16 protein-coding genes are annotated in these 12590 nt (G+C 41.4%); 3 read left to right on the top strand and 13 right to left on the bottom strand.

Annotation, left to right across the window (positions count from 1 at the left end):
* Positions 1–384: 384 nt before the first annotated feature.
* Entirely contained in the window at positions 385–1425 is a 1041-nt protein-coding gene (locus tag CFT42_RS11725; RefSeq protein ID WP_088816195.1) for a P-loop NTPase, read from the bottom strand.
* Positions 1426–1564: 139 nt separating this feature from the next.
* Between CFT42_RS11725 and CFT42_RS11720 the strand changes: the two genes are divergently transcribed.
* Positions 1565–2017 (top strand): VOC family protein, encoded by a 453-nt coding sequence (locus CFT42_RS11720; protein WP_088810732.1) that lies wholly within the window; start codon positions 1565–1567, stop codon positions 2015–2017.
* 35 nt (positions 2018–2052) lie between these two features.
* Here CFT42_RS11720 and CFT42_RS11715 read toward each other — a convergent pair whose 3' ends face one another.
* Positions 2053–2967, bottom strand: a complete 915-nt coding sequence (locus tag CFT42_RS11715) for a cation diffusion facilitator family transporter (RefSeq protein ID WP_088816194.1) — start codon at positions 2965–2967, stop codon at positions 2053–2055.
* A 253-nt stretch (positions 2968–3220) separates the two neighbouring features.
* On the opposite strand from CFT42_RS11715, the gene CFT42_RS11710 reads away from it, so the two are divergent.
* Positions 3221–3409, top strand: a complete 189-nt coding sequence (locus tag CFT42_RS11710) for a type II toxin-antitoxin system HicA family toxin (RefSeq protein WP_088816193.1) — start codon at positions 3221–3223, stop codon at positions 3407–3409.
* A 70-nt stretch (positions 3410–3479) separates the two neighbouring features.
* Positions 3480–3866 carry a type II toxin-antitoxin system HicB family antitoxin gene (locus CFT42_RS11705; protein ID WP_088810727.1) on the top strand — a complete coding sequence of 129 codons (387 nt, stop codon included), beginning with the start codon at positions 3480–3482 and terminating at the stop codon, positions 3864–3866.
* An 89-nt stretch (positions 3867–3955) separates the two neighbouring features.
* Here CFT42_RS11705 and rpsI read toward each other — a convergent pair whose 3' ends face one another.
* The 11 genes from rpsI to CFT42_RS11650 all read right to left on the bottom strand — a co-directional run bounded on the left by rpsI (position 3956) and on the right by CFT42_RS11650 (position 12529).
* Positions 3956–4348: a 30S ribosomal protein S9 gene (rpsI, locus tag CFT42_RS11700; protein ID WP_007474648.1), complete on the bottom strand. Its 393-nt coding sequence runs from the start codon at positions 4346–4348 to the stop codon at positions 3956–3958.
* A gap of 22 nt (positions 4349–4370) precedes the next feature.
* Positions 4371–4808 (bottom strand): 50S ribosomal protein L13, encoded by a 438-nt coding sequence (gene rplM / locus CFT42_RS11695; RefSeq protein WP_088810726.1) that lies wholly within the window; start codon positions 4806–4808, stop codon positions 4371–4373.
* A 185-nt stretch (positions 4809–4993) separates the two neighbouring features.
* On the bottom strand, positions 4994–6406 hold the full coding sequence (locus CFT42_RS11690; protein ID WP_088810725.1) for a sialate O-acetylesterase: 1413 nt from the start codon (positions 6404–6406) through the stop codon (positions 4994–4996).
* The gene (locus CFT42_RS11685) at positions 6407–6724 is read right to left on the bottom strand and encodes a PTS lactose/cellobiose transporter subunit IIA (protein ID WP_088810724.1); all 318 of its coding nucleotides are present in this window, start codon (positions 6722–6724) and stop codon (positions 6407–6409) included.
* Positions 6725–8083 carry a PTS sugar transporter subunit IIC gene (locus CFT42_RS11680; protein WP_088810723.1) on the bottom strand — a complete coding sequence of 453 codons (1359 nt, stop codon included), beginning with the start codon at positions 8081–8083 and terminating at the stop codon, positions 6725–6727.
* Complete coding sequence (locus CFT42_RS11675) at positions 8080–8388, bottom strand: PTS sugar transporter subunit IIB (protein WP_088810722.1); 309 nt, start codon at positions 8386–8388, stop codon at positions 8080–8082. Before CFT42_RS11675 ends, CFT42_RS11680 begins: the two co-directional genes overlap by 4 nt.
* 139 nt (positions 8389–8527) lie before the next feature.
* Positions 8528–9223: a GntR family transcriptional regulator gene (locus CFT42_RS11670; RefSeq protein ID WP_159458169.1), complete on the bottom strand. Its 696-nt coding sequence runs from the start codon at positions 9221–9223 to the stop codon at positions 8528–8530.
* 66 nt (positions 9224–9289) lie between these two features.
* Entirely contained in the window at positions 9290–10036 is a 747-nt protein-coding gene (truA, locus tag CFT42_RS11665) for a tRNA pseudouridine(38-40) synthase TruA (protein ID WP_088816191.1), read from the bottom strand.
* Between the two features lie 11 nt (positions 10037–10047).
* On the bottom strand, positions 10048–10845 hold the full coding sequence (locus CFT42_RS11660) for an energy-coupling factor transporter transmembrane component T family protein (protein ID WP_088810719.1): 798 nt from the start codon (positions 10843–10845) through the stop codon (positions 10048–10050).
* Positions 10842–11714 (bottom strand): energy-coupling factor ABC transporter ATP-binding protein, encoded by an 873-nt coding sequence (locus tag CFT42_RS11655; protein ID WP_088816190.1) that lies wholly within the window; start codon positions 11712–11714, stop codon positions 10842–10844. Before CFT42_RS11655 ends, CFT42_RS11660 begins: the two co-directional genes overlap by 4 nt.
* Positions 11690–12529: an energy-coupling factor ABC transporter ATP-binding protein gene (locus CFT42_RS11650; RefSeq protein WP_088816189.1), complete on the bottom strand. Its 840-nt coding sequence runs from the start codon at positions 12527–12529 to the stop codon at positions 11690–11692. Before CFT42_RS11650 ends, CFT42_RS11655 begins: the two co-directional genes overlap by 25 nt.
* Positions 12530–12590 lie beyond the last annotated feature (61 nt).

The raw sequence follows: 12590 nt of genomic DNA, 5'->3' as shown, positions 1-12590 counted from the left end.
CAGCGTTCGTCCTGAGCCAGGATCAAACTCTCTTTAAAATAAATCGAATTTGAATACTTATTCAACACCGTGAATAAGTTTCCTTAGCGTCACAAATTGACTTTGCTAGCTTGTTTCTTACTTTTTTGGAAACATCTTTTTGTTTCCTGTCCTATGAATTGATTGGTGAAACATCTGTTTCATCGCTTTTTCATCTTCGTTTTGTTCAGTTTTCAAAGGTCATTCTTTCTTTTGTCCTGTGCGCGCTTAACGCATCAGCAACGTTTATAAATATACCAACTTTTTATGCATTCGTCAATAGTTTTTCAAAACTTTTTATGTTTTATTTCAAAAAAAGTTTCGTCACTGTATATATAGATGCATAAATAACTAAACTACCCATTATTAATGAGGGATTTCATTGGTTGTGTGGAGTACTTTTTTTGCTAGAGAATCGTATTCATTGTATAAATTGTCGCTTGTATCATATATGCCATCAATATAGCCGGATGCGTTTTTTTGCGGCTGGGCCATCTCTAATTGCGCAAGTAACGGTGCTTTTAGGTCGCGCGCTACTTTTTCTCCACCACCTTGTCCAAACAACTGGATAGATTTGCCATCGATTTTTAGGGCGGTCATGTTTTCAATAACACCTAAAATGTGGTGGCCGTTTTTCTCGGCCATGTAGCCTGCACGAGACGCAACTTGGGCAGCCGCGAAATGCGGCGTCGTGATAATAAGTTCATAGCAAGATGGGAGAAGTGTGTGAATGTCAAGCGCTACGTCGCCGGTTCCTGGTGGCAAGTCGATAAGCAAAAAGTCGAGTTCTCCCCACTTTACTTCTTCGAGAAACATTTTTACCATTTTCCCAAGCATTGGACCTCGCCAAATAACCGGCTCGCCCTTTTCTACAAAAAAGTCCATTGAAATCATATTTACACCGTGTGTTTGGACAGGAATGATGAAATTGCCTTCTTTGCGCGGCGCTGACATTTCACCAAATAAGACGGGAAGGCTAAAACCGTAGATATCCGCATCTAGCACACCAACTTTTTTACCTTGTCTAGCAAGCGCGGCAGCTAAATTAGCGGCGACTGTAGATTTGCCGACGCCACCTTTCCCGCTGGCTATCGCAATAAATTTCGTTTTACTTCCTTCGGCTAAAATATTGTCGCGCGCTTCCAAGATTCTCTCAATCGTTGCAGCCGGTAGATAGTCCAACTCTAAATCGATATCGCCAAAGCCAAATTGCCCTAAAAGCTCTTTTATATTTTGGGTAAAAGCAGCGGTTTCAATTTCTGGATCCGCAAGCGCTAGTCGGATTCGGATTCCGTCCGGCTTTATAATCTCGGTTTCAATGATGCCATTCGTTTCTTCGATTGTTGCCTCCAAAACTGGGTCTACCAATCGTTCTAACAATTTACCAACTTGCTGTTCATTTAACATGCTTTCCCCTCCATAAAATGTATACGATTACATTATTATATCATAGGCAAACTTTTACTTGAAATTTTTTAACTAAAAAGTAGATTTTCCTTTGAATAAATGATGCGCAGCGAGTAAACTATAGGAAAGGAGTGATAAAATGGCACAAATTTATCCATATTTGTCGTTTGAAAATGCAAAAGAAGCTTTAGAGTACTACGAAGAATTTTTCGGGGCAACAAACATTAGACGCGTGAAAGTTGAGCCAAATCAAGCTGAGGAATTCAATGTTCCGCTTGATAAAATTGATGATGCTACAATGCATGCAGAGTTTCGTATTTTAGGCGCCGAACTTTACTGTTCTGATTCGTTTGGCAATGATATTGAGCCTACACGTCAAATCTCCATTATGCTCGATGTGAACTGGGAAGACGAGCAAGCTTTAAAAGAATCTAATGAGTTTTTCGACAAGCTTGCAAAATCCGGTCAAGTTGAAATTTCCATGCCTTACGAAGAACAATTTTGGGGCGGTAAAATGGGGCAATTCACCGATAAATACGGCATCACTTGGATGCTTCATGCACAACCTTATTCGGAAGTCGGTAAGGCATAAAAAACAGCGGTCAAATTTGGCCGCTGTTTTTTTATTTAATTGCAATGCTCATGTCCGTGATGTCGCTCCATTTGGATCGTGCAATGCGAAATTTGAAATTCCGCCGTAAGCTCAGCCTGAATTTTTTCCAAAAGAAGATCCCTGTCAATCCCTTCAGCCACCTGCAAATGCACGGTAAGCGACGGGAAATCCGAAGTAATCGACCACACATGCAAGTCGTGCACAGAAACAACACCTTCTTGCTTTTGTAAAAAATCATGAATTTGTTCAAAATCCACGTTCGCAGGTTTTCCTTCCATTAAAACATCGACGGAGTCACGGAAAACACGAATGCCACTAACTAAAATCAGGACTGCGACGATGACACTCGCAATTGGATCGGCGATATTCCAGCCGAAGAAAATGATTAACAGCGCCGCAATTATCGCGCCCACAGAGCCAAGCAAGTCTCCAAGGACGTGCAGAAATGCACTACGCATATTTAAATTTTCACTTGTATCTCCGCCTTTCATCAAAATAAAGGCAACTAAAACGTTTATAAGTAAGCCGATGACGGAAATGGTCATCATGCCTGCCCCAACAACTTCTGGTGGAGCAAAAAAGCGATGATACGCTTCGTAAAATATATAAAGCGAAATGACAATCAGGGTCAGTCCGTTCAAAAAAGCGGCTAGTATTTCAAAACGTTTATAGCCATAAGTCTTACGCGCGTTCGCCTGTTTCTCACCGAATTTAAATGCAAGTAAACTAAGCCCTAGCGCTGCAGCATCACTAAGCATGTGCCCAGCGTCTGATAAGAGTGCCAAACTGTTGGTTAAAATTCCACCGACAACCTCAACAATCATGAAAGTCGCGATGAGAAGAAAACAGATGAAGAGTGTTTTTTTGTTGGCGTTGTGCGCGTGATTATGGCTATGACCGTGGTCGTGTGAATGATTGTGGTTGGACATTGGATCACTTCCCTTTTCTTTATATGTGTATATTAGCATATATACATTTTGAGAGCAAGGGAAAACACAAAATTAATTCTGCATTTCCCACTGAAGCCACCTAAAGCCTTGACATGTAAACGTCGCTAGTCAGGTTTGCGCAAGAAATAAATGAGTTTACCATATTTATACTAAAAATCAGCACTTGACTGATGCGCATATAATGCGTATAATCAAATTAAGCATTAAATATCATAGAGATGGGGTCTTCAAGATGCCGATGACAGCTAAGCAGATGGTTAGGCTTCTAGGTAAGAAAGGGTTCGAAATCGTAACCCAAAGAGGCAGTCATTTGAAGATGTACCATCCTGAGTCTAATCGAACGGTTATCATTCCCATTCACAATAAAGACTTAGGAAAAGGCTTAGAACAAAGCATTCTTAAGCAAGCAGGACTAAAATGACTGCTTGCAAAAGTGCTCTAAATTATACTTACAGGAAATTACATGAATATGAACAAGGAGGCGTATAGTAATGACCGTGAACGTCGTTTACCCAATCACTTTAGAGCAAGACGGAAAGTATATTCTTGTTGATTTCCCTGACATTCCAACAGCAACAACACAAGGGGAAACTTTAGAAGAAGCATTTGAAATGGCGGAGGAAATTCTTGGCTTCAGCTTGGAAGATTACGATACATTCCCAAAAGCTAGCACAATTAAAGAAGTGAGCACATCATTCCCTGACAAAGATGTTGCCTTAATCGGACTAGATTTAGCAGCTTATCGCAGAAAATATTATTCAAAAAAAATCAGGAAGAATTTAACAATTCCAGAATGGCTTTCAGATATGGCCGAAGAAGAAAATATTAATTTTTCTCAGACGTTGACAGAGGCGCTTAAGGAGAAACTTGGAGTTTAAAGTTGACTAAATAGATGAGCACACAAAGTAAAATAAGCAACAAAAAACCCGCTTTCCAAAAATAGGAAGCGGGTTTACAACGCATAAGATTAACGTTTTGAGAACTGAGGTGCGCGACGAGCGCCTTTAAGTCCGTATTTTTTACGTTCTTTCATACGTGGGTCACGAGTAAGTAGTCCAGCAGATTTAAGCGCAGGACGGTACTCAGGAGCCACTTGTAATAGTGCACGTGCAACGCCGTGACGGATTGCACCAGCTTGACCAGTGTATCCACCACCGTGAACGTTTACTAATACATCGTAGTTACCTAAAGTTTCAGTTGCTACTAAAGGTTGTTTGATTACTTCACGTAGTGCAGCGAATGGGATGTAATCTTCCCAATCACGATTATTGATAACAACTTTGCCGTCGCCAGGTACTAAACGTACACGAGCTACAGAGCTTTTACGACGACCAGTTCCGTAATATTGTACTTCTGCCACGATAATTTCCCTCCTTTAATAATTAACCGCGTAATTCGTATACTTCTGGTTGTTGCGCTGCATGTTCATGCTCGCTTCCACCGTATACGTGTAATTTTTTAAATTGTTGACGTCCAAGAGAATTCTTTGGAAGCATACCTTTTACAGATAGCTCGATTAATTTCTCAGGATTGTTCGTACGCATTTCGCCTGCAGTACGAGATTTTAAACCGCCTGGATATTGAGAGTGACGGTAATAAATTTTGTCAGTTGCTTTTTTACCAGTAAGACCAACCTTACCAGCGTTAATTACGATTACAAAATCTCCAGTATCAACATGTGGAGTAAATTGTGGTTTAGTTTTACCACGAAGAATTGATGCTACTTCGCTAGATAAACGACCTAGAGAAACACCTTCAGCGTCGATCACGTACCATTTACGTTCTACTTCGCCTGGTTTCGCCATATAAGTTGTACGCATGAGTTACCCTCCTAATAAATTAAAAATTGCGCCCGGAACCGTTCCTTGTTCCGAAACATCATAAAAATTTCTTACTATTGTTTTATTCAACACAACAACCTTCCGGGGCATATTGTGGGGTAAACAATACCATAGTCCATAATACAATTTTTAAGGGTAAAAGTCAATGGAAATTCCAGAAAAAATTACAATGGCAACGATACTTTAAATGGGGACACGGGAACGCCTGCTTCATTTACCAAATAACCTTCAGGGTGGTTTTCGTACGCGTAAGTTACTTTTTTCGTTTCAGGGGAAACGTCCACAAACAGACAATTTCCTTTTAAGTGGAAAGAGGCAGAAACGCAATTTTCACCCATAAGCGTTAGTTCTTTTGCGTGTTTAATCGTGATTTTGATGTGGTTCTCCGATATTTTCTCTACACGTTCGAACATGGGACTGCTTTCTTTTTTCTCGTATAAAAAGGAGATTCGCTCACCGATGGCTCGTTTTGAAATGGGGTGAATGTTGTACGATTCGCCGCAATCAATTGTGACCACTAAGTGCAAATTCGCGAACTTCCGCGTGACGCTTTCTTGTTTTTCGCGCAGTAGCGCCCAAGAGTCTTTTGGGGCGTCCTGGTATTTTGGCAGTTGGACAATAAAAAACGGCTTATTTCCAAGATGGATACGCCATTCTTGGACCAATTTTTCTAGCAAAAAGTCGTAAAGGTCTGCGTTTTGTGCGTCTTCTTCGCCTTGATACCATAGAACAGCGGAAAAATTCATTTTATGCGCTTCCGAGAACATTTTGGTGTAGAGCATACCGGGCGCACGGTAGCTATCTGGTGTTGCGGGTGGCGGCCAAGGCGTGTGCCCCACAATTTGTTTCACTTCTTGGAGTGTCAATTCGGGATGGTCCGCGATGTATTTTTCTCGTTTCGCCGTATAAATGGTGACGGCTTCTTGGTAGATTTCCAGTAAGCGCTCAAAATCATGCGAGCTTTTGCCGGAAATTTCACGTTCAAATGGCTGAATAAACCGTTCGCTAAATAGCGAATTGCCTCGCAACATGGCTTCCGGGAGCCAGCTTGAAATCGAGGTTCCACCTTTAAAGCAGCCGACAATTCCAATTGGGACAGCGGGATTTTTTAGGCGCAGCTGTTTGGCAAAATAATAAGCTACCGCAGAAATGTTTCCGTTCACGTCTTCCCAGCAAAACGGCTCTGCTTTTTCATCATCGGGGGCTAAAAGGTTGTAAAAGCGCAGATTCCCCAAATTTCGGAAGCACGGCTGCTCTTTTTCGTACTCAGCATCTTGTTTCAACCGATATTCGATGTTAGACTGACCAGAAACTAAGAAAACATCACCAAATAGACAATTTCTCAAAACCACTTTTTTGTCTAAAGCTGAGATGGAAATGTCGGGCGATATGCCCGTTTTGAACGCTTTCGTCACAATTTCAAAAGAGGAGGTTTGGTCTGCCTCACTCGACCAAACTTCCTCTCCAATTTGAACTGTCACAACTACGCCTGGCTTAGCTTTCCCGAAAAACCGCAGTGGCTCGTCACGTTGTAAGATCATTCGGTTTTTAAAAACTTTAGCAAGTTGGAAACTCATTCAATTTACCTCCAATTTTTTGTAAAGCACACAAAATCGTTCTGCCATATCAATTGTCGTTGTCGCTGCCATAAAATGATCTTGCGAATGGATAAGCAAAATGCTTTTTTCAACTTCCGTATCATTCATTTCGCTTGTAAGCCAATTCGTTTGAATCGCATGCGCGCCGTGCAATTCCTTTTTTGCTTGTTGCAGCATAGCTTCTGCTTCTACTGCGTCGCCTTCTTCTGCTTTTAAAATTGCTTTCATGGCTTGCGTTTTAGCATTGCCAGCGATGAAAATTAGTTGCATAGCTTCTTCTAGTCTTTTTTCATCCATTTAAACATCCCCTAAACGCTTTTGATTCATTTGATTGGCGATTTTAATAAACGGCAGATAAATAAATGTCGCAACAACCAAATTGACAAGCTGTACAATGGCACCGTTTATCGTCCCGGTGAAAAGAAGCCCTGAAATGAGCGGCGGCACCGTCCACGGAACATTATTTGTGATAACATCGATAAAACCAATTTCCGTAAAGAATACGGCAAGATAAAAACAAATGGGTTGCACGATAACAAACGGCACAAACATGATTGGGTTTAGAACAATTGGCAAACCAAATGTGATTGGCTCACTAATATTAAAGACAGCGGGCATTAACGCAATTTTAGCCACCTTTTTATCCGAGTTTACTTTAGAGAAGATAAGTAATGCAATAACCGGAGCAAGCGCGAACGTTCCGGCTGCAATCGTCGAAAAGTTCATGAACATGGTTGAATATAAATGTTTGGCGGTTCCCATCATGTTTTCTGTATCAGCCACGTTCCAAGTTACACCAAATACCGGGCCCCAAATCGATGTCGGGTGAATCCCAAACCATTGCAAGAGCGGCCAAGTGATTTGGACGACAAGCGCAAAGATAGCTGTGCCTGAGATGGCCATGGCTGGTTTTTGCAAGATTTGCAGCAATAATTCTGGAAGTGAAACACCTGCCAATCCCACGCTAAGCCCTGTTCCTGCAACAAAAACGGCTAGTGTAATGATTCCCGGGATAAGCGATTCAAAGCTTCTCGCAACTGCTGGTGGTACAGAATCTGGCATTTTAATAACTATATTTCTTTCGAGTACTATGTTATAAATCCAAACGGCTAAGCCACTAATTAATAGTGCTGAAAAAACACCTTGTGTTCCTAAAAAATTGGAATTCAGCATTCCCGTAATTTCTACATGTTTATTTCCTACTACATAATCATAGTTCCACGGTAAGCAGATGAAAAATGCGGCCATCGCATATAAAACCGATGTCATGTGTTCTTTATTTTTCGGGAAAAATTTCTTAGAGAAAGTATAGGAGAACACGACTACAATGAGCAAGGAGAATACAGATAATGCCCCTTGAGAAAATAAATTGATAAGCGATTGTATGTAGACTAGCGTTTCAGCGAAGTTTGAACTTGCCCATGCATCCCATGAACCGCTAATTAACTTCCCTAAATGTAAACCTTGCTGTCCAAAAATCAGCCCGTTTGGATCAAGAAATACGGAACTAATCATTATCGCAAAACCAGCGATCATGGTTACTGCAGCTACTAAAATGAATGTATCACGTAGTGTTAAAAGCAACTTATTCGCTGCGATTTTTCCAACAATTCGAGTGAACGCTGTTTGAAATTTCGAAAATTTCCCGCTAGTCATTCAGGATTCACTCCTTCGTTTTCAAGCCGTTTAATAATAGAAACTCCGTCCATCGCCCCAAACTCTGCCATTGTTAAATCAACAACTTTTTTATCTGGATGTGCAGCTTTGACTTGTTCAAACGCCCAAGCAATTTGTGGCGCAATGATGATGACATCTACTTCATGACCAATTTCATCAATCATCGCAAAATCATACGCCTCTACAGTCACATTTTTAACACCTTGCGCATCATAAGCTTTCTGCATTTTCGACCCTACTAAACTTGTGGACATGCCACCACTACAAAACAGTGCTATTTTCATTGTTAAAGACCCCTTGTATGTTAGTTTAGAAAACGTTTTCTTAATTATTAGTATAACGTTTTTTCTATATAAGTCAATACTTATTTATATAAGTTATAACATATCAGGGAACAAAAAAAGAAAACCTATCTGGCTTTCTTTAAATAATATTCACGGTTTGGAATTTGTATTCTCCCGTTTTAATTTTAGAAACAGAGTATTCACAAGGCTTTCCATTGTCTAAATACACAATTTGTTCCATCTCAAGCAGCGGAAAATTCCAGTCAACCTCAAGCAACTTCTCATCATTTTTCGAAGGATGACAGGCATTTAGCTGACGATGCACGCTTTTTGGAACAAGACCAATTTCATCTTTAACAAAATTATAAATGGATGTTGTCAGTACGTCCAAACGTATTCCTTGAATGAGCTGAATCGGCATGTAACTTTGTTCAATCGCAAAGGGAGAATTATTCTTTTTATGCAACCTTCGTATATCATAAACAAAATCAAACGAGGAGATTTTAAGCTTTTCTGCAATATCATCGGGTGATTTTATTACCGTGAAATCAATTACCTCTGTTGTAATGTCTTTCCCTGAAAAATTTTCTAAAGTCGTCGCTTGGAGCTGCGCGCTCATTTCAGCGCCTTTCACATAGCTTCCTGACCCTCTACGTTTATAGATGAGGCCTTCATTTACGAGCATGTCCATTGCTTTTCTAATCGTAATTCTACTCGCATTGTATGCTTTACATAAATCCTTCTCAAAAGGAAGTTGTTCGTTTACTTCATAGGCACCTTCTTGGATTTTTCGCCTTATATCACTTGCAATCAATTCGTACTTTGTATCATTCATGCCATACATCCTTTATAATTTGTCATATCTTTTATAAGTATATCATGTTTTATTTGAATATAACAATCAATCATAAAAAACAGTATGCAAATATAAGCCTTCTGGAGGCGCTGTTTTACTTCTTAAAGCTTCACGACTTTTGGCATTAAAAGCACGCAGAATATCTGCTTCACTAAGCTTCCCCTGCCCAGCATCTAATAGAACGCCGGTTAAAATCCGCACCATATTATATAAAAAGCCGCTTCCCTGATACGAAATCATGAGTGTCGTTTCATCGACTTCGACAATTTCGATATGGTAAATCGTCCGCACTTTGCTTTCTTGTTCCGCCCTCGCCGAACAAAAGCTCGTGAAGTCGTGTTCTCCAATTAGGAGCTTTGCGACTGAGCCCATTTTTTCAAGGTCTAGTGCATACGGGAAATGTAGCGCAAAATCCCTTTTAAACGGATTAAAGATTTTGGAACGATCGATAACGTAGCGATATTCCTTGCCAGTTACGTCGAAGCGCGCGTGAAAATCGTCCGAAACCTTTTCTACGGATAGAAAGCTAATGTCGCGCGGTGTTCCTGTTTGCAAGGCAATCCGGAACTTTTCCGGCTCGATTTGAAGCGGCGAATCAAAATGAATGACCTGTCCTGTTGCGTGAACACCAGTATCCGTTCGGCCTGACGCAACAATCCGCCCAAAATTACCTTTATGCATTTTTTTCAGCGCTTTTTCAATTTCTTCTTGCACTGTGCGTCCATTCGGCTGCACTTGATAGCCAGAAAAGTCACTGCCATCATAGGCAATAACCGCTTTATATCGCGTCACAAAAACGCCTCCTAATTTCTAAGTAATACTAAAATACCCGTCAAAATGATAAGCGAAATGAGTAAACCTGTATCTGCAAAACGCCATTTCAGCAAGCGGAATCTCGTTCGCCCGTGTCCACCGCGGTAGCCGCGCGCTTCCATCGCAATCGCCAAATCTTCAGCACGTTTAAACGCGCTGATAAATAGCGGGATAAGCAGCGGAACAATTGCTCGAATGCGGTCGCTAATTTTGCCACTTGTAAACTCAACGCCACGCGCTTTTTGAGCCTTCATTATCTTCTCCGTTTCGTCCATCAAAGTTGGAATGAAGCGCAGCGAAATGCTAAGCATAAGAGCCAATTCATGAACCGGAAGGCGCACAATTCGGAACGGCGCCAAAATTTTCTCAAGACCATCTGTAAGTTCAATCGGACTTGTGGTAAGCGTGAGAAGCGTTGTCATGAACACAATTAGCACGAAGCGACAAAACATTTTAACCCCGTTCATAAGCCCTAGTGTTGTCACTTTAATTGGTCCAAGCGCAAATAACGTTTCTCCCCCTTGTGTGAAAAAAACTTGAAGTAATAATGTTAAAAGAATCAGCCACATGATTGGTTGCAAGCCTTTTAGAAAGAAGAGAAAAGGAATTTTCGAGGTCAAAACTAATGCTAAAACATATACAAACAAGACCGCGTAGGTCAGCCAATTATTCGCCAAAAAAACAATGACAATAAATGCCATGACAGCCGTAATCTTAGCGCGCGGATCTATTTTATGTAACCACGAATCGCTCGGAATGTACCGCCCTAAAATCATTTTATCCATCATAACGGCGACGCATCCTTAGCTAAAAACGGCACAATCTCCTGCAACAATTCCTCCATATTTAAACATGTTTTGGATAGCGTTACATTAAATTTGCGCTCAAAATTCCGCTGAAACCGAACCACTTCTGGTACTAAAAGCCCTAAATTGAGAAGCTTTTCCGACTCCGTAAAAATCGTACGGGGATCCCCGACTTGATTCACCGTGCCGTCTTTCATAAGCACAATCTTTTCAGCGTAACGCGCCGCATCTTCCATGCTATGTGTAACCAAGATGGTCGTCAATTTTTTATTTTGATGCAGTTCATAAAACATTTCCATAATTTCCTGCCGCCCATGCGGATCAAGACCAGCAGTCGGCTCATCTAGCACGAGGACTTCCGGTTCCATCGCCAGCACACCAGCAATGGCGACACGCCGTTTTTGACCGCCCGAAAGTTCAAATGGAGATCGTTCCAAAATCGCGTCTGTTAAACCTACATCTTGAATGACTTCGCGCGCACGTTTTTCCGCCTCTTCTTTTGTCGCCCCAAAATTAAGCGGCCCAAACATAATGTCTTTTAACACCGTTTCTTCAAACAATTGGGCTTCTGGAAACTGAAACACGATGCCCACACGGCGCCGGATATCGCGTAATTTTTTTTGCTTCACACCGGCAATCATTTCACGATCAAACAGCGTTATTTTCCCCTCAGTAGGTAAAAGCAAGGCATTCAAATGTTGTACGAGCGTCGATTTCCCCGATCCAGTGTGGCCAATGACGGCCGTATAACTGCCAGTTTCAAATGTCACATTCACATCAGTGAGCGCACGTTTCTCAAAAGGGCTATTTTTTTGATAACAGTATCCTACTTGCTCGAGTTTGATTCCCATAATAAATTTAACAGCTCTCCTTCCGATAAAACTGGCTCGCCAATTGGTACCCCTTGCTGTTCTAGCTGTCCTTCCAGTTCAACAATAAAGGGTACACCTAAACCAATTTGTTTCATTTCTTCCGCATTTTTAAAAATTTCTTTTGGAGTGCCTTCTCTGAAACGTTCTCCTTCATTCATCACGATGACCCGGTCAGCATAAAGCACCTCATCCAAGTCATGCGTAATCGAAATAACCGTAATATCTTCCTTTTCCCTAAGCCTGCGAATAGTCTCCATCACTTCAGCTCTCCCACGCGGGTCTAACATGGACGTCGCTTCATCCAAAATAATGACATCCGGTTTGAGCGCCAACACACCAGCAATGGCTACCCGTTGCTTCTGACCACCAGACAAACGAGCCGGTTCGTGCTCCTTGTATTCTTGCATGCCAACTTCACGTAGCGCCTCGCTCACACGCTCCACCATATCATCATGAGGTACGCCGTGGTTCTCTAATCCAAACGCGACGTCATCCTGCACAGTCGCGCCCACAAATTGATTATCAGGATTTTGGAAAACCATACCGACTTGTCTGCGGATATCCCAAATCGTCTTTTCTGACAAAACATAGTGCCCGATTTTAATTAACCCTTTTTCTGGGAAAAGCAAGCCGTTCAAAAGTCTAGCAAGAGTCGATTTCCCTGAACCATTATGACCTACTAGCGCCAACCATTCACCTTTTTCGACAGAAAAAGTCACATCATGCACTGCATAGCTCGACTCATCATCATATTTATAAAAAACGTGATCTATCTTCACAAAATCTTCCGCCATTATTCGCACCTCTTTCATACAGGCTACACCTTATTTATTATAGTATAAAGCGCCATAACAC

Origin of the sequence: Listeria goaensis (assembly GCF_900186125.1) — a bacterium.
GTDB lineage: Bacteria > Bacillota > Bacilli > Lactobacillales > Listeriaceae > Listeria > Listeria goaensis.
This window is presented reverse-complemented; position numbering and strand designations above follow the sequence as displayed.